A 17,117-nucleotide genomic window follows, 5' to 3' on the forward strand; every position below is an offset into this window, starting at 1 on the left:
ACAGCGCAGATAAAAAAATTTAATTATTAAAGTCGTAATGTTAGAACATCACATGGGGCATGATTAACCGTAGCATGCGCTGTACTGCCTAAAAAGGAATGCAAACCAATAGAAGAGTGGCTTCCAATAATAATAAGCTGGCAATTTAATTCTTTAACTTTATTAAAAATATGTTCTTTGACTGAGCCTACTTCAACAAACTGTTGTTCTTGAGGGATATTATAATTTTCACCCAGTAAGGCTAAAACGGTTTGCGCATCATCTTTGGCAGGATTTGCTAATTCTGTAAAACCTAGACCTTGGGCTAGTTGGAAACTCGCAGGAAGCTCTATAACATGCAACAGGTATAATGTAGCATTAAACTGTTTGGCAATAGAAATTGCTTTTTCTGTGAGATGATTATGCTCCTTGAGCAAATCCGTAGCAAATAAAATATTCTTATACATAGAAGCCTCACAATGGTATTTATTATTGTAAATAATAGTAGATTCCTTGATATAAGTACCTATTTTACATTACAAAATATGAAATAATTTAGTTTAAATGGCTGATAGGTGGTGTTATATTGACCATATTTTTTAGAGATTGATCATGGTGGATATTTGATGGTGTCTAATTAGTCATTTATGCTGAGACTACACGATTGCGCTACATCTGAAACCAGGATTTATTTCCTTCAGAGGAGTCAAAACAAAATCTCGAGAGTGAATGTGTGGATGAGGAACGATGAGTTTCTTAGATTGAACAACACGATTTTCATACAAAAGAAGATCTATATCAATAATTCTAGGACCCCAGCGTTTTTTCCGGATTCTTCCTTGTTTCGTTTCAATTTTTTGGCATGCATTGAGTAGTTCTAAGGGAGATAAAACTGTAGCAAGCTCAACCACTGCGTTACAAAAATCTTGTTGTCCTTGTAATCCCCAGGCTTTAGACCAATAAAAGGATGATACTTTAGTAACGACAGTACAGCGCAACGCTTTTATTGATTTGATTGCTTTACGAAGTTGGCGTTCAGGGACGTGCTGATTTGATCCCAACCCTAAATAACAAACATTCATTATTAATCGCTTGTTTTTTTGCTTTTTGGCTTACGTCGACGTTTACGCTTATGCGTGTCAGGTGTTAATTGCGCAACCATATTCGCTTGTTCCGCCTCATCTGCGTCCTGGAACGCAGTCCACCATTGTGCGAGCTCTATGGACTCATCTCCTGCAAGAGCACGTAATGCCATAAAATCATAAGCTGCCCTAAAGCGTGGATGTTGTAAGAGGTTAAAGGCTCTTCCTCCGAGTCTTTTGGCAAAACGATACTGTAGTAACCAAATTTCACGAATAATTTGTGTATAGCGTCTGGGGATGGAAATAATTTTGTTTTGCTCAGCAAGCACCAGTGACATTGCTTTTTCTATAGATGGAAGTGGATCAATTCCAGTTTTTTGTAAGTCCTTTGAACATTCAATCATAGGAAACCATAAAAGGACTGCAAATAAAAATGCCGGAGTAACTGGTTTATCTTCCTTGATGCGCGTATCGGTATTTTCCAGAGCAATGGCTAATAAGGCATTTACAGGATACGAACTGTTTAATAGGGCATTGGTTTGTGGACATAAATATTGAAACAAACCATATTGCATAAGCAGCTTTTGAACCACCTCAGCATTGCCGCATTGGTATAATTTGGTCATTTCATCGAATAAACGTGAATTGGAGACATGCGTTATGAGATGGCTAATTTCAGGGAAAGGAGCCTCTGTTTCGGGTGCAAGTTTGAAATTTAATTTTGCACTAAATCGAATCGCCCGTAACATCCGCACGGGGTCTTCCTGGTACCGTTTTGTTGGATCGCCAATCATACGAATGAGCTTTTCCTCAACGTCTTTTACACCACCAGTAAAATCAATAATAGTGGAATCATTAATATTGTAGTACAGCGAGTTAATTGTGAAATCGCGTCTCCAAGCATCTTCATCGAGTGAGCCATAGGCATTATCACGAACCAGCATTCCGCGTTCGTTTGTTTGTTGGCTTTCATCAGCAGCCATGTGTCCTCGGAAGGTGGCAACTTCAATAATTTCTCGATGAAAAAGTATATGAACAAGCTTGAATCGCCGACCAATAATTCGCCCATTTCTGAATAAATTCTTGACTTGATTTGGTGTCGCATCGGTTGCAACATCGAAATCTTTGGGGGCTTTATGCAGTAATAAATCTCGGACACTTCCGCCCACAATATAGGCTTGAAAACCAGCACCAATTAGGCGGTTCAGTACTTTGAGCGCGTTGCTACTAATGTCCGCTTTAGATATGGAATGTTTATTCCTTGGGATTATGTAAGCTGAAGCAACAGGAAGCACATGTGCTCTGTTTTTCTTTAACAGCTTTTTGATGAATTTGATGATCTCTTTATCTCACAAGATTAACGAAACGTTGAATATTATATCGAAGCAAAAGAATAAAGTGAATATTTGCCTTTATAAACATCTATTTTTAAGTCAAATTTGTATGGTCAAGGTTACAGAAAAGCTTAGGTAATTATTAGATTAAGAGTATATCATATAGTTTTTCAATTTCTGACATCTGAGGCTTCGATGGATTTTATTGATGTTATTGCGAGTTTAATCGTTTTAATCATATTAGAAATTGTTTTAGGAATAGATAACCTGGTTATTTTGTCCATTTTATCTGAAAGATTACCTCCAGAGCAGAGAAAAAAAGCGAGGCGTTGGGGGCTAACCCTCTCCTGGATAATGCGGTTGCTCTTACTTGCGGTTGCGGTGGATTTGATCAAATTAACTAAGCCCTTGCTGACAATAAATCAGATTTCGTTCTCTGCACGTGATTTTTTTCTCATGCTAGGCGGTGCTTTCTTAATCTGGAAGGCTACCGATGAAATTCACCAGGATGTCACTGAAGATAGCGTATTAGTGAGTGAAAACAAAAAGCATTCATTTAAAGCAACATTCAGGATGGTTATTTTGCAGATTGTAATCATGGATATTATCTTTTCTCTCGATAGTGTCTTAACTGCCGTGGGCTTGACCTCTCGATTTTGGGTTATGGCTCTAGCTATTACTTGTGCCATTTTTATTATGATTTTTGCAAGCGAAATGGTTAGTGCGTTTATTAAACAACACCCGACGATTAAAATGCTTGCCTTGAGTTATTTAATTCTAATTGGCATGGTGTTAGTTGCCGATGGATTTTCTTTTCATATTCCTCGAGGGTATATCTATTTTGCAATGGGTTTTTCCTTATCAGTTGAGTCCCTTAATTTATTAAAGCATTCACGAAAAAAAAGTAAACGGAAATCTGGAAATTAATTATGTTATATATTAAAGCGTTTCATATTATTGCGATAGTTGCATGGTTTGCTGGATTATTTTATTTACCGAGATTATTTGTTTATCACGCGGATACTTATGACGAGACAAGTGTTATCCGTTTTCAAATAATGGAAAAAAGATTGTACTACGGAATCACCTGGCCTGCGGCATTACTGACCACTCTCTTAGGATTGTGGTTGCTCAGCTACAATCCTGCTTATTACCTTAAGGCAGGATGGATGCATGCTAAATTGAGCCTTGTTGTTCTTTTATGGGTTTATCACCTGCTGTGCGGACATTATCTAAAAGCATTTGCTCAAAATAAAAATCAAAAAAGCGCACTTTTTTTTCGCATTTATAATGAAATTCCAACGTTATTCTTAATAGCAATCGTGTTATTGGTTGTAGTTAAACCGTAACTTGAGTGTTGATGGAAATCATAATGTGGTTGCTTAGCCCGGGGTAGCAGCCGAACCGGGCTATATACTTTGCTGGGGATGGCTTATAGTCTTATTCCATTTCCACCATGTCAAAATCTTCTTTACCGGCGCCACAATCTGGACAAAACCAATTTTCTGGCACATCTTCCCAACGTGTACCCGGTTCAATTCCATCCTCTGGCCATCCTTCAGCTTCATCATAGATAAAACCACAGATGACGCAAATATATTTTTTATACTCTTGCATGATAGTACTCATTATAAAAGGGCTTAATTTAGCTATTGTGGAACCCAATGTAAAGATTAACCTCTTTTTTTTGCCAATTTTTCGCAATGTCTGTATTATTATATCGCAAAATTATGGAGATTTTTATGACCCGTTCAACAGATTTATTTCATCAAGCCCAAGACCTGATTCCTGGTGGGGTTAATTCACCCGTACGAGCTTTTAAAGGGGTTGGTGGTGATCCTATCTTTTTTAAACAAGGTAAGGGGGCATACCTTGTCGATGTTGATAATAATGAATACATTGATTACGTTGGGTCTTGGGGACCATTAATTCTTGGTCATTGTCACCCGGCTGTGATTGAAGCGGTAAATAAGGTGCTTCATAGCGGTATGAGTTTTGGAGCACCTACAGAACTTGAAGTACTCTTGGCTGAAAAAATTATCTCTTTAATTCCTTCAATTGAAAAAGTACGGATGGTGAATTCTGGTACTGAAGCCACGATGACTGCTATTCGGTTGGCTCGTGGTGTTACCAAGAAAAATAAATTTATAAAATTTAATGGTTGTTATCATGGACACAGCGATAGTTTACTCGTCAAAGCGGGCTCTGGTCTTCTTACCTTAGGTATTCCCTCAACGCCCGGAATTCCACAAAGTGTTACAGAACATACTTTAACCGCCAATTTTAATGATCTAGAGCAAACCGCACAATTATTTGAAAAATTTCCTGACGACATCGCCGCAGTGATTTTAGAACCTGTTGCGGGAAATATGGGTTTCGTTTTGCCAGATTTAGAATTTTTGCAGGGATTGCGCCAGTTATGCGATCAATACAACGCCTTATTGATTTTCGATGAAGTCATGACTGGTTTTAGAGTGGGGTTAACTGGAGCTCAAGGCGTATTTGGAATCACTCCTGATATTACTACCCTGGGTAAAGTTATTGGTGGGGGCATGCCAGTCGGTGCTTTAGGTGGAAGAGCAGAAATAATGTCCTTTCTAGCACCTGAGGGGCCAGTGTATCAAGCAGGGACACTCTCTGGAAATCCATTAGCCATGGCCGCAGGTCTTGCAACTTTATCTGAAATCGAAAAAGCTGGATTTTTTGATTCGTTAAGTCAGTCCACAAAAGCGTTAATCCAAGCTTTAGCCTCTGTTGCTGAAACATTAAATATTCCATTTTTTACTGCTTCATTAGGTGGAATGTTTGGCTTTTGTTTTACGGAGAAAACTCGCATTGCAGATTATGCTGACATCGCTGCATCTGATGAAATTTTATTCAAAAAGTTTTATCATGGAATGTTAGGAAAAGGCGTTTATTTTGCTCCTTCTATGTATGAGGCTGGATTTGTTTCCAGCGCACATGGAGAACATGAGATTGTTAAAACTCAAATGGCTGCAGAAGAAGTTTTGAGCCAATTAAAAAAATAAACAAACTTCTAACCCATCAAGAGTAAAATCGAGTTTCCCCCTGCAATAGCATTGCATTTCAGGGGGAAAATTCTTGCCCCGATCGAGATGATATGGGTGGTAAATAGGATGTATAAAAAGATAAAAAATAAATTTTTAAAGGTACTAGACAGTAATTTTTCCTCATGTCATATTCAGAGTGGGTCTTGAATTAACAAGGAAGGCTATAATGTCGGGAATGACAAAAAAGGAATTCATCAAATCAATGCCACAGGGAATTGTCCCTCTTTTCTTTATTCAAATAGTCTCCACTTTAAGTTTTAGCGTTCTTTACTCTACGCTCGTTTTGTACATGAAAGGGAAGTTGGGGCTTCAAACCAGCACTGCGAATAGCATTATGGGAGTCTTTATTGCATTCAATTATGGCTTGCACTTGCTTGGTGGTTTTTGGGGCGGACGCTTGCTCTCTAATCGCGCATTGTTTTGTGCAGGAATGGTGGCGCAAATTATAGGTTGTATCTTATTATCGTTTGGTGATATCTCATTCCTTTATTATGGATTGGCAGCTTTTTTAACCGGGTCCGGTTTAAATGTAACCTGTTTAAATTGCATGTTAACCCAACGTTTTTCCCCAGAAGACACTCGTCGAGAGGCCGCTTTTCTCATGAATTATGCGGGAATGAACATTGGCTTTTTTGTTGGTTTTAGCATGAGTGGCGTATTTCAGCTCACTCAGAATTACGAACGACTTTTCTTAATGAGCAGTTTAGGAAATTTAATTGCTTTGATCATCTGCTTGTATTGTTGGCATCAGTTATCAGATAGGGAAACAATTTTTTCTCAAAAGGACAAGCTTTCTCAAAAAAGAGCTGCTCTTTTGGGATGCGCACTAATTATTGTACTGCCTTTCTTGTTGAGTGAATTGTTGCATTACGCTGACTGGGCTAAAAAGTTAGTCCTTGTGACTGGCGCGCTTATGATTGGAGTTATTTTATATTTAGCAAAACAACAACCAACAAAAGAAGCCAGAGATAAAATCATTGCTTTTGCCGTACTTATGGTTGTCGGAACCGTTTTTTGGATGCTTTATCAAATAGCTCCTATGGGGCTTACTGTCTTTATTGATCATAATGTCCAGAGAGAGTATGCGAGCTGGATTATTCCACCACAATGGTTTCAAAATATAAATACTGTGGCTATAGTTATTGGTGGTCCATTATTAGGCGTGTTATTGCATAAAATGCGCAGAAACGGGGTGCAAATTAATATTCCTACTCAGTTCGCGCTGGCATTGCTCTTTATTGGAATGGCTTTTGTTATATTGCCTATTGGTATCGCGTACGCTAATTATGAAGGGCTAGTGAATCCTAGCTGGATCATTATTAGTTATATCTTACAAAGTTTAGGGGAGCTTTTAATATCCCCAATTGGTTATGCTATGATAGGCTATTTGGCTCCATCATCATTACAGGGTGTAATGATGGGCATGTGGATGCTCAATACGGGTGTTGGTGCAACTTTGTCTAGCTACAGTTCAAACTTGATGATTGAGGGGCAAGACAGTAGTTCACCTTTAGTGACTAATAGTGGCTATAGTCATGTATTTTTAATGTTAGGGTTATTTGCAATTGGTGCTTCAATTGTACTTTTTATCATCGTACCTAAGCTGCGAGAGCTAATTCAGGAAAAAAAGTCACCTGAAGCACAAGAGGCCAAAGGGATGGCGACGAATCGAGTGGTTGTATGTGAGTAATTTTTTTGTACCGATTAATAAGGCAGAGCTGAATTGGCATGGTACTCTGCCTTTTTCAACACAATATGATGATGTGTACCATTCTTCTGAAGGGGGAATGCATCAATCCCTGCATGTCTTTATTGATGGAAATGATCTAATTAAGCGTTGGCAATCACTTTCTAATCATAAGCCCCAAAGATTTACCATTGCAGAGACTGGTTTTGGAACCGGCTTAAATTTTCTTGTAAGTTGGAGTTTGTGGGAACACTATGCGCCTGAATCCTGTCAATTGCATTTCATTTCATGTGAAAAACACCCTGTATCTCTTACTGATTTAAAACGCAGTCTCGCTTTCTGGCCGCAATTGGAAAAGCAGGCTCAACAACTGATAGCCAGTTACCCTGTATTGACGCCTGGATATCATCATCTGTCATTTTGTGATGGCAAAGTGACCTTAACATTGATGCTGGGAGAGGCATTGGAATGCTATGAACAGCTGTTAATTTGTGGGGAATCCTCACTTGAAAGGCAGCTTCGAACAGTTTTTGTCGATGCCTGGTTTTTAGACGGTTTTGCTCCATCTAAGAATAAAAGTATGTGGTCTGATGCGCTCTTTAAAACAATAGCCATGCTATCTGATGAGCACACTACCTTAGCAACTTATACTGCTGCAGGTTCTGTTAAAACAAATTTAATCCAAAATGGGTTTGTTGTTGAAAAAAGAAAAGGCTTCGGACGAAAACGGCATATGCTTTGTGCCCGTTTTGCTGAAATGCCAATCTACAAAGCAGCAAAACGACATACACCTTGGCATGTGAGCGTACCTGAAAAGTACGCCAACAAATCAGCTGTTATTTTAGGAGCAGGTTTGGCGGGGTGTTTTACTGCATATACCCTGAGTAAAAGAGGGTGGAAGGTTACCCTTATTGATGAGTTAGCTCAGGTAGGTCATGGCGGTTCAGCGAATCAGCAAGCGGTTTTGTTCCCTAAGCTCTCTGCTTACAATTCACCCCTAACACAGTTTATGCTGGCAGCATTTTTATATGCTGCACGAGTTTATCAAGGTATTTTAAATCAGACAAAGATAGGGGAGTTGTGTGGCTCTTTGTTACTTGCATATTCTGACAAGGAAAAGACAGCGCAATCTAGTTTACAATCCTGGCTGGCTCATTATCCAGAGTTGGGTTCGCTCGTAGATAAACAAGAAGCCTCTGTTTTAGCCGGTTTTTTGTTAGATAAGCCTGGATTGTATATTCCATTGTCAGGATGGATAAATTCTCCAGAATTATGTCAGTTTTTAATTCATCGGGAAGGTATTACTTTGTTAACGAATACTTCAGTAGACCAATTGATTTTTGATAAACGCTGGATAGTAAATGATTTGGAAACTGAAGTACTCATTTTAGCCAATGGTTATAAAATTAATTCGTTTAAAGAAACGAAGCATCTGCCTGTTAAGCCTATTCGCGGTCAAATGACAGCCATTCCGTCAACGGAGCAAAGTGCCTGTTTAAAATTACCTCTATGTGGTGATGGTCATGTTCTTCCTGCTTTTAAAGGGATACATCAATTAGGCGCCACTTATGAGTTAAAATCAGCCGAGTCTCAAATTAAATCTCATGATGATCAGATCAATTTAGCGAAACTTGGGCAACTGGCTCCAGAAATTTCATGGTCTGATGAAGTAAGCAATCATTGGGCTGGGGTAAGGGCATCAACACCGGACTATCTGCCTTTAGTCGGTAAAATTGCTGAGGCGGAACAGTTTTTACATCAATTTGCCCAATTGGAAACGAATGCAAAACGTTGGATAGCGCAAGGTGGACCTTACTACCCTGGGCTTTACGCCTGTGCTGGATTCGGTTCCCGCGGTCTTACAACCATTCCTTTATGTGCGGAATGGCTCGCGTCAGTAATTAATAATGAAATAAGTTGTTTACCCAGAAACTTGCAACAGGCTTTATCACCCGCACGTTTTTTACGTAAAAATATAATTCGTGGAGCTATTAAAATCGATTGAGATGAGATTCTCATTAGAGCATAATAATAAATCTGTAGTCCTCGTCATCTCTCGCTATCGAGATAACGACAAGAAACCAGAGTTTCATCGCTGCACCTAGACTACGATAGTTCATATATTTAAGATCAAGGAGTGACAATTAATGGCTGGTTCCATGGGCAAAGCCTTCAAACAGACAATCAAAGAAAATAAACCCTTACCCGTATTGGGTGCCATCAATGCTTATTCTGCTATGCTCGCGCAATCTGCTGGAGCTAAGGCAATCTATCTTTCAGGAGCAGGTGTTGCAAATGCCTCTTATGGCATACCTGATCTTGGCATGACCAATTTATCGCAAGTGCTCGAAGATGCACGAAGAATTACCGAAGCCTGTTCTCTGCCTCTTTTGGTTGACGTAGATACTGGATGGGGACATGCATTTAATATAGCCAGAACAGTAAAGTTAATGGAAAAAACAGGGGTTGCCGCAATACATATTGAAGATCAAGTATTGGCAAAACGATGTGGACACAGACCCAATAAAGCCATTGTATCCATGAAAGAAATGGGGGATCGAATTAAATCTGCTGTTGATGCACGACAAGATCCTGATTTTGTCATTATGGCAAGAACAGACGCCTATGCTGTTGAAGGCATGAACGCAGCGATCGAACGAGCTTTGCTGTGTATTGAATTGGGGGCAGATATGATATTTCCTGAGGCGATGACTCGCCTCGATGAATATCAAACATTTACGAAGGCAGTTCCTGTGCCTGTGTTGGCGAATATAACGGAGTTTGGTAAAACTCCTTTATTTAGTCGAGAAGAGCTCAAACAAGTTGGTGTATCACTGATTCTATATCCTTTAAGTGCATTCAGAGCAATGTCTCAAGCTGCTTTAAATACTTATAGGACAATTCTTCGAGATGGAACGCAAAAAAACATATTGGATAAAATGCAAACTCGAGAAGAATTATACGAAGTACTTGGTTATTATCAATACGAACAAAAACTAGACCAATTGATGGAGGAAGACAATGAGTGTTAAAAGCGGCGGTTTAGCCGGTGTTGTTGCAGGACAATCAGCAATATGTACAGTTGGACTAGCAGGTAAGGGGTTAAATTATAGAGGCTACTCAATTGATGATTTAGCTGAACACGCTACGTTTGAGGAAGTAGCCTATTTGTTACTCTATGGGAAACTGCCTACTCAAAAACAATTAGATGAATATACAAAAAAACTGACTCAGTTAAGAACATTACCAGAAAGTTTAAAAACAGTTCTTAAATTAATTCCTAAAAACACTCATCCTATGGATGTGTTGCGAACCGGATGCTCCTTTTTGGGAACAATTGAACCTGAAGATAATTTTTCTCAGCAATATCATATTGCAGATCGTTTGTTGGCTTTATTTCCAGGAATGATGTGCTACTGGTATGCATGGCATTTCCATAATAAAGAAATATCTGGTTTAAGTGATCAAGAAACCACTGGAGCTCATTTTCTTGCTTTATTACATGGAAGAAAACCGAGCAAACTAGAAGCTCAAATGATGAACGTATCCTTAATTTTATATGCAGAGCATGAGTTTAACGCCTCTACCTTTGCTGCGCGAGTTACTGCGGCAACGCTTGCTGATTTTTATTCTGCAATTACGAGTGCAATTGGTACATTACGTGGTCCTTTACATGGAGGTGCTAATGAAGCGGCAATGGACCTTATCGGACGTTTTAAAAGTCCTGATCAAGCCGAAACTGAATTGAAAAAAATGTTGCTTAATAAAGCGCTCATCATGGGATTTGGACATCGTGTGTATACAACAAGTGATCCTCGCTCTGACATTATTAAAAAATGGTCATTTCGCTTAGGTGAGGAAAAAGGCGACCTTCTTTTATATCATATTTCTGAACGTATTGAAGAAGTGATGTGGAATGAAAAGAAATTATTCCCGAATCTGGATTTTTATAGTGCTTCAGCATACCACTATTGTGGCATACCCACATTCTTGTTCACTCCCATTTTTGTAATGTCACGTATTACAGGATGGTCAGCACATGTGTTTGAACAAAGAGCAAATAATAAACTGATAAGACCTACTTCTGAATATACTGGGCCTGAGCCACAGAAGTTTCTTCCTATTGAATCGAGAGGATAATTGCGAAATCCATGCGTCAATTGGAGCGTGGATGTAGTTTGGCAATACCATTAAGTTAAGGAGTTTTTCTTCTCCTTCGTCCCCGTTTCCCGAGCTTTGCTAGGGATCTCCTTTTGTAACACTGTGCCATAGCGTGGGAGATCCCGCTCGGGATGATGGAAGTAGTAGAGGAGAGGGGATTACTTAACTGATGAGAAAATATTATTTATACACAGAGGTTATTATGCACAGTTATGTAGAAGATAACATTAAGCCTGATTACGATCAGGTTATGATTGATATTGCTGATTATGTATTAAACAAGAAAATTGATAGTGCTTTAGCATATGAGACAGCACGTTTATGCCTTATGGATACATTGGGGTGTGGGATTCTGGCATTAAATTTCCCTGAATGCACCAAACTTTTAGGCCCAATTGTTCCCGGTGCTACCCTCGCTGGCGGGGCTCGGGTTCCTGGCACTGCATATGAGTTAGACCCAGTACAAGCTGCTTTTAATATTGGCGCTATGATACGTTGGCTTGATTTCAATGATACTTGGCTTGCAGCGGAATGGGGGCATCCTTCTGATAATTTAGGCGCGATCCTTGCTGTTGCAGATTATATGTGTCGACAAAATTGCTCCAAAGGTAACCCCCCAATTTTAATGCAAGACGTACTTACTGCGATGATTAAGGCACATGAAATTCAAGGGTGTCTCGCTCTTGAAAACAGTTTTAATCGAGTGGGATTAGATCACGTCTTTTTGGTCAAAATTGCCAGTGCAGCTGTTGCTGCTCAATTGTTTGGTGCCGATAGAGATACGATGTTAAGAGCCTTGTCCCAAGTGTTTGTCGATGGCCAAAGTCTGCGGACCTATAGACATGCTCCGAATGCCGGTTCTAGAAAGTCATGGGCTGCAGGGGATGCAACATCCAGGGCAGTCCGATTGGCATTAATTGCTAAAGCTGGGGAAATGGGTTATCCCAGTGCATTAAGTGCCCCAAAATGGGGTTTTTATGATGTTCTTTTTGAAAAGAACGTATTTAAATTTCAACGTCAGTATGGCAGCTATGTTATGGAAAATGTTTTATTTAAGTTATCCTATCCCGCTGAATTCCATGCACAAACCGCCGTTGAGTGTGCCGTGATGTTGCATCCAATAGTGAAACAGCGATTCAATGATATAGCTCGAATTGATTTAGTAACACATGAGTCGGCAATTCGAATTATTAGTAAGCAGGGGGTTTTGCATAATCCAGCAGATCGAGATCATTGTTTACAATACATGGTTGCTATAGGTTTATTATTTGGCGATTTAAAAGCTGAGCATTATGAAGACGATATTGCCTCAGATCCACGAATCGATGCATTGCGTGCCAAGATGCATGTTACTGAGGATCTGCGTTTTTCAAGGGATTATCTTGACCCAGAAAAGCGTTCTATTGCAAACAGTATTAGGATAATTTTTAACGATGGTACTGAAACTGATTTGATTACAGTGGAATATCCAATTGGCCACAAACGGAGACGTGAAGAAGGTATCCCTGTTTTGTTATCCAAATTTAAAAAGAATTTAAGTACGCAGTTTCCAGCAGATCGCGTTGAACGTATCATGCAAGTAATGAGTGATACAAATACACTGGCTGCAATGAAAGTAGAAGATTTTATGCAGCTATGGGTTGTCTCATAGCCTTTAAGTACTGTATTGAACCTCGGGATTATTAATAACCCGAGGTTCTTGTTTCTAATCGCTTACCTTTGCTTATCCCAATTAAATGTATATAATTTGATCAGGTGTCCGATGATTGTCAGGGAGAGGCGATGAACCTAAAACAGACTTATCTCTCTGTGTTATATTCAATGATGCTTGGAGCTTCTGTTTTTGTAGCGCATGCTTCTTCAATTAACACGAAGGACGCGGTGAATGGAAAAATTGTTTCTGTATATTTGCTTATAGATAAACCGGAACAGCTTCAACAATACGTTAATGATTTGCTTAAACTACAAAAACCGAATTTTAATCGTGTGCTCTTTTCATTTGTCCGACCAACATTAATCGATTATCAGAGTGGTAGCCTCGCTGATACGGGAATATTGGGCTATTATACGGATCATGATGGCAAGGGCGCCCAAGCTTTTAATGCATTAAAATCAGCGATCAAATTATCCAAACAAAAGAACATTCAAACATTCCTCTCTGTAGGGGGGTGGAATTACAGCTGTAATTTTGATTTAACTCAAGAGGCTTGTGGTCCTCGTTCTTCAGCTATAAACCAGATTTTTTATGATTGGTTTCCGGACCCATCTGATAAAGATCAAGCGAGCAAGGCAAAAACCTCTTATGCAAATATAGTCAAATTAGCGAATGATTTAGGTGTGGACGGTATTGATATTGACTATGAAGAATTTTGGCATGCTGATCAATATGCTGTGACTTGGGGACCCAGCTCGGGTGGTGAGTGGTCAACAGATATAGCCCAAAGAATACTTGATGCGGGTGGACCCAATTATGAAAATCTTATGAAATATGGAATCAGTTCAGGTTCTTCATTTGTTATGCCAAAGACAATTGATAAAGTTGATGCAATTTTACATACAATAATGGATGATCCGGGAGCTAAATACCTTAAGTTTTCTACAGCTGCGCCCCCAGTTGGGGCTCGTCCAATTACAGGTTTTGTCTATGGAGACAAACTCCCCGATATCTATACGAAGGGTGGTCTTTGGTGGAAAGGAAATCTGAAAGGGTTATGGTATAACCTGATGAATAAGGATGAAGCGGTTGTGTCACGTTTTGATAGCTTGGGTGTGATGACCTATGATTTGTGTTGTGATGACCCAACTGTATGTGCGCCTTACGCTGACGGACCTTTGGATTTGCCTGGTCAAGTCAGTGCTTATCTGAAGGATTACACGAATTGGTTGAAAGCAGAGAGTGTAAGCAAACCTAGCCTAACAATTGATAACATTGGAAAAGTAACTTTTTTACCTGCCAAGTATCATATTCAAGCAAAAATTCTCTTTGGGTTTGAAGTAAATCAGCCCGCTTATCCTAAAAATATTAATGGCCAACTACAGCTAACCAATGAATTAGTTAACAAAATTCTTGATCAGCAAAAGCACAGTGGAGGCGTTATGATCTGGCAAATGTATTCAAAACAAAATACTGAGGTTCCAGATTCTACTACAGTAAAATATACGATTAATCAAAGTTGTAAGACTTTTTTAGCGAATGATAAACGATATGATTGCAATGCTGATTTTCCCAGTGTTCCGAAATAATTTTTATTTTCAATGATCTTAAAAATAACTATATGATTCAATGGGATGCACAAAATTCATTTCCCAGGGAAAAGCCGAGCAAGAAAAGGAAATCATGATTTATTCAGAACAAATCAAAACTTAAGTACGCTAAAGGACACCAGAAAATTTCTCCAGCACGTTAATCATCAAGCTGTAGCAAAGATGCTTTAGAAAAATCTCGCTTTAATGCAGTTAAGGGGGCTAGTGAGCGCCAATTAACTTGTTAGAGAACCAGTACAAAACTGATATTAAACGCACAGTTTTTACAGTGTCTATAATTTTCTCTGTAAGCCTGAAGCAGCGAGTATTTTGGTTGATATTTCTTCTATAGAATATTTTGTCGAATTAATGTAAGGAATTTTTTCCTTTTGATACATCGCTTCTACTTCATTTACTTCGAGACGACATTGCTCAGGTGAGGCGTACTTGCTGTTGGGTCTACGCTCAGCTCTAATGTGTTGCAAACGTTGTGGATCAATGGTTAATCCAAAAAGTTTATTTTTATAAGGTCTTAGTACTTCAGGTAATTTAAAACCTAATATTTCATCTTCAGTAAAAGGGTAATTTGCAGCTAGAATTCCATATTGAAGTGCCATATACAAACAACTTGGTGTTTTTCCACAACGTGAAACACCAATGAGAATAATATCCGCCTTGTCATATCCACGAGTTTTTACTCCATCATCATGAGATAAGGCAAAATCTATTGCTTCAAGTCGATGCAAATAAAGTTTACTGTTTACCACTCCATGAGTTCTTCCAACAGTATAAGAAGATTTTTCATTCAGCTCTTCTTCCATAGGGCCGATAAAAGTATTAAATAAATCAAACACACGCGCATTGGCTTTTTTAATGTAATTTCTGATTTCTGGGTCAATCAAAGTCATAAATACCAAAGGTTTAATTCCCTGTTCCTCAAATGCACGGTTGATCTGTTCCACTGCGTGTTCCGCTTTTTTTAAGGAATCGATATAGGGAATAGTAAGCTTTTCAAATTTTATATTTTCAAATTGGGTAATTAAGCTATGGCCAAAAGTTTCGGCGGTAATTCCTGTACCATCAGAGATCATAAAAACATAGCGCTTCATATGCTGCCTTAATAAAAAGTATCTATATTATATTTTAAAATGAATTAGTTAATATCACCAGTAAGTGTACTTATTTAGATCTATCTGCTATCTTAAATTTAAGAAAAGGATATTTAAGGTTACTATGGAACAAGATCGATTTAGCAGCAACAGTAAACTCTATATTTTAGGCATGATATGTTTGGTTCTTTGCCTGGGGTTATTTTTCTTTAGTTTATATATCTTGCCCTACCTGGCTTGGGGGCTAAATTATAATGTGCCTGCTATTATTTTAGATCTTTTGAGCTCATTGCAAGATGACTATAATTATAGTGTTGGAGCCAGTAAGATTCTTGTTTGGCTTATATTTTTTGTGCCGAGTATGATTACCGGACTGATCTCCTATTTTGTATCGAATTACATAGATAATAATCTTTATAAATCAGAGTTGAATATAAAAGAGGAGCAAGAAACTCCTCCAAGTAAACAAATTGGGAAAGAAATAAGAGAGTCTGCTGGCTTTGGATTAAAGATTCTTGGGTTAATGATCCTGATTGTTCTTGTAATTTTTTTATTGCAATATCTCATCCAATCAACATCATAGCAAACGGCAGGAGAAGTTATGGCCTATTTAAAACGCTGGAAAATTAAAAAAATTACTAAGCGAATAAAAGCGATGCAAGCCAATCGGGTAAATAATCAACCCGGAGATGAAATGCTAAAAAAGGAAATTGCTTACTATTTTGAGCTTGCATCTATATACGGTAAGTTAAAAGGCAATAAAAAATTCCCTTATGCAAATTTAATGTACATGGAATGTTATAGAGCCGCTGCAGGATTGGATGATGCAGAGGCTAATTATCAATTAGGGCAAATGATTCTTGAAGAAGCTAAATTCAGACAAAATTTAGAAAAAGAAGGTGTTTTCAAGAGCGAAACGAATTTAAAAAAATGCAACCAGCTTTTTGAAGAGGCACATGCTTATTTATCTGCGGCAATCGCATTAGGTCATGTCGGTGCAAAACGGTTAAGAGGCCTAAGCTTTATTAATGGTTGGGGACTTGAAGCTGATAAGAAGGCCGGTTTTGAGTTAATTGTTGCAAGTATTGAGGAAGAAGGTTCATGGGATAGAGTACCGCAAATTTTTGCGTCCATGGGCCTGAATAAGCCTGAATTTTTTTCACAAATTATGCAACGCAGGAAGTCATCATAAGCATATAGTCTGGGTATATGGTAAGACATTGCCCAGACATTTTTTTTTACCTTCGTTAGGTCAAAAAATTGCGCATAGTGCTTTAGCTGCTCCTTGAGACATTGGTCCAGCGAGCTTTGCCTATTGAGTCACAAAAATTACCTTCTACCAGTAAGTCTCTCCATGACATGATTTTAATACTCTCCTGTGTTCATTACCTGTATGAACTTAATAAATTAACTTGGGTATACTTAAATCAACATGTGTCATAAGGTCAAAT

16 protein-coding genes are annotated in these 17,117 nt (G+C 38.6%); 11 read left to right on the forward strand and 5 right to left on the reverse strand.

From position 1 onward, the window contains the following. Positions 1-26: 26 nt before the first annotated feature. The 3 genes from OQJ26_RS16730 to pcnB all read right to left on the reverse strand — a co-directional run bounded on the left by OQJ26_RS16730 (position 27) and on the right by pcnB (position 2,356). On the reverse strand, positions 27-446 hold the full coding sequence (locus OQJ26_RS16730; protein ID WP_265704862.1) for a universal stress protein: 420 nt from the start codon (positions 444-446) through the stop codon (positions 27-29). Between the two features lie 189 nt (positions 447-635). Continuing rightward, a complete protein-coding gene (gene folK, locus OQJ26_RS16735) occupies positions 636-1,061 on the reverse strand; it encodes a 2-amino-4-hydroxy-6-hydroxymethyldihydropteridine diphosphokinase (RefSeq protein WP_265704863.1) in 426 nt (141 codons plus the stop codon). A gap of 2 nt (positions 1,062-1,063) precedes the next feature. Further along, positions 1,064-2,356, reverse strand: coding sequence for a polynucleotide adenylyltransferase PcnB (pcnB, locus tag OQJ26_RS16740; protein WP_265704864.1), 1,293 nt, complete (start codon positions 2,354-2,356; stop codon positions 1,064-1,066). Positions 2,357-2,590: 234 nt separating this feature from the next. Here pcnB and OQJ26_RS16745 point away from each other — a divergent pair, with 234 nt between their 5' ends. Continuing rightward, positions 2,591-3,322, forward strand: coding sequence for a TerC family protein (locus OQJ26_RS16745; RefSeq protein ID WP_265704865.1), 732 nt, complete (start codon positions 2,591-2,593; stop codon positions 3,320-3,322). Positions 3,323-3,324: 2 nt separating this feature from the next. Further along, positions 3,325-3,744 carry a protoporphyrinogen oxidase HemJ gene (hemJ, locus tag OQJ26_RS16750; RefSeq protein ID WP_265704866.1) on the forward strand — a complete coding sequence of 140 codons (420 nt, stop codon included), beginning with the start codon at positions 3,325-3,327 and terminating at the stop codon, positions 3,742-3,744. Between the two features lie 91 nt (positions 3,745-3,835). Here the strand turns inward: hemJ and OQJ26_RS16755 are convergent, their stop codons facing one another. After that, a complete protein-coding gene (locus OQJ26_RS16755; RefSeq protein WP_019232400.1) occupies positions 3,836-4,012 on the reverse strand; it encodes a rubredoxin in 177 nt (58 codons plus the stop codon). Between the two features lie 125 nt (positions 4,013-4,137). Here OQJ26_RS16755 and hemL point away from each other — a divergent pair, with 125 nt between their 5' ends. The 7 genes from hemL (at position 4,138) to OQJ26_RS16790 (ending at position 14,557) form a co-directional block, all read left to right on the forward strand. Then, complete coding sequence (gene hemL / locus OQJ26_RS16760; protein ID WP_265704867.1) at positions 4,138-5,424, forward strand: glutamate-1-semialdehyde 2,1-aminomutase; 1,287 nt, start codon at positions 4,138-4,140, stop codon at positions 5,422-5,424. 208 nt (positions 5,425-5,632) lie between these two features. Then, positions 5,633-7,156: a peptide MFS transporter gene (locus OQJ26_RS16765; RefSeq protein ID WP_265704868.1), complete on the forward strand. Its 1,524-nt coding sequence runs from the start codon at positions 5,633-5,635 to the stop codon at positions 7,154-7,156. Then, positions 7,149-9,158 carry a bifunctional tRNA (5-methylaminomethyl-2-thiouridine)(34)-methyltransferase MnmC2/FAD-dependent 5-carboxymethylaminomethyl-2-thiouridine(34) oxidoreductase MnmC1 gene (mnmC, locus tag OQJ26_RS16770; protein WP_265704869.1) on the forward strand — a complete coding sequence of 670 codons (2,010 nt, stop codon included), beginning with the start codon at positions 7,149-7,151 and terminating at the stop codon, positions 9,156-9,158. Before OQJ26_RS16765 ends, mnmC begins: the two co-directional genes overlap by 8 nt. 142 nt (positions 9,159-9,300) lie before the next feature. Beyond that, the gene (gene prpB / locus OQJ26_RS16775; protein WP_265704870.1) at positions 9,301-10,185 is read left to right on the forward strand and encodes a methylisocitrate lyase; all 885 of its coding nucleotides are present in this window, start codon (positions 9,301-9,303) and stop codon (positions 10,183-10,185) included. Continuing rightward, a complete protein-coding gene (gene prpC, locus OQJ26_RS16780; protein WP_265704871.1) occupies positions 10,175-11,293 on the forward strand; it encodes a bifunctional 2-methylcitrate synthase/citrate synthase in 1,119 nt (372 codons plus the stop codon). Before prpB ends, prpC begins: the two co-directional genes overlap by 11 nt. Before the next feature lie 223 nt (positions 11,294-11,516). Next, positions 11,517-12,965 carry a bifunctional 2-methylcitrate dehydratase/aconitate hydratase gene (locus OQJ26_RS16785; RefSeq protein ID WP_265704872.1) on the forward strand — a complete coding sequence of 483 codons (1,449 nt, stop codon included), beginning with the start codon at positions 11,517-11,519 and terminating at the stop codon, positions 12,963-12,965. Between the two features lie 131 nt (positions 12,966-13,096). Next, positions 13,097-14,557: a glycoside hydrolase family 18 protein gene (locus OQJ26_RS16790; RefSeq protein ID WP_265704873.1), complete on the forward strand. Its 1,461-nt coding sequence runs from the start codon at positions 13,097-13,099 to the stop codon at positions 14,555-14,557. Between the two features lie 293 nt (positions 14,558-14,850). Here the strand turns inward: OQJ26_RS16790 and ppsR are convergent, their stop codons facing one another. Then, the gene (gene ppsR / locus OQJ26_RS16795) at positions 14,851-15,666 is read right to left on the reverse strand and encodes a posphoenolpyruvate synthetase regulatory kinase/phosphorylase PpsR (RefSeq protein ID WP_265704874.1); all 816 of its coding nucleotides are present in this window, start codon (positions 15,664-15,666) and stop codon (positions 14,851-14,853) included. 124 nt (positions 15,667-15,790) lie between these two features. Here ppsR and OQJ26_RS16800 point away from each other — a divergent pair, with 124 nt between their 5' ends. Continuing rightward, positions 15,791-16,249 carry a hypothetical protein gene (locus tag OQJ26_RS16800; RefSeq protein WP_265704875.1) on the forward strand — a complete coding sequence of 153 codons (459 nt, stop codon included), beginning with the start codon at positions 15,791-15,793 and terminating at the stop codon, positions 16,247-16,249. An 18-nt stretch (positions 16,250-16,267) separates the two neighbouring features. After that, entirely contained in the window at positions 16,268-16,858 is a 591-nt protein-coding gene (locus OQJ26_RS16805) for an SEL1-like repeat protein (RefSeq protein WP_265704876.1), read from the forward strand. Positions 16,859-17,117 lie beyond the last annotated feature (259 nt).

Source organism: Legionella sheltonii (genome assembly GCF_026191355.1).
GTDB classification, from domain to species: domain Bacteria; phylum Pseudomonadota; class Gammaproteobacteria; order Legionellales; family Legionellaceae; genus Legionella; species Legionella sheltonii.

Bases quoted from the DNA above. Each gene is read 5' to 3' on its own strand.
- OQJ26_RS16745 (WP_265704865.1), top strand. From the start codon at position 2,591: ATGGATTTTATTGATGTTATTGCGAGTTTAATCGTTTTAATCATATTA.
- folK (WP_265704863.1), bottom strand. From the start codon at position 1,061: ATGAATGTTTGTTATTTAGGGTTGGGATCAAATCAGCACGTCCCTGAA.
- prpB (WP_265704870.1), top strand. From the start codon at position 9,301: ATGGCTGGTTCCATGGGCAAAGCCTTCAAACAGACAATCAAAGAAAAT.
- OQJ26_RS16755 (WP_019232400.1), bottom strand. From the start codon at position 4,012: ATGCAAGAGTATAAAAAATATATTTGCGTCATCTGTGGTTTTATCTAT.
- hemL (WP_265704867.1), top strand. From the start codon at position 4,138: ATGACCCGTTCAACAGATTTATTTCATCAAGCCCAAGACCTGATTCCT.
- ppsR (WP_265704874.1), bottom strand. From the start codon at position 15,666: ATGAAGCGCTATGTTTTTATGATCTCTGATGGTACAGGAATTACCGCC.
- OQJ26_RS16790 (WP_265704873.1), top strand. From the start codon at position 13,097: ATGAACCTAAAACAGACTTATCTCTCTGTGTTATATTCAATGATGCTT.
- OQJ26_RS16730 (WP_265704862.1), bottom strand. From the start codon at position 446: ATGTATAAGAATATTTTATTTGCTACGGATTTGCTCAAGGAGCATAAT.
- OQJ26_RS16785 (WP_265704872.1), top strand. From the start codon at position 11,517: ATGCACAGTTATGTAGAAGATAACATTAAGCCTGATTACGATCAGGTT.
- OQJ26_RS16800 (WP_265704875.1), top strand. From the start codon at position 15,791: ATGGAACAAGATCGATTTAGCAGCAACAGTAAACTCTATATTTTAGGC.
- prpC (WP_265704871.1), top strand. From the start codon at position 10,175: ATGAGTGTTAAAAGCGGCGGTTTAGCCGGTGTTGTTGCAGGACAATCA.
- OQJ26_RS16805 (WP_265704876.1), top strand. From the start codon at position 16,268: ATGGCCTATTTAAAACGCTGGAAAATTAAAAAAATTACTAAGCGAATA.
- hemJ (WP_265704866.1), top strand. From the start codon at position 3,325: ATGTTATATATTAAAGCGTTTCATATTATTGCGATAGTTGCATGGTTT.
- OQJ26_RS16765 (WP_265704868.1), top strand. From the start codon at position 5,633: ATGTCGGGAATGACAAAAAAGGAATTCATCAAATCAATGCCACAGGGA.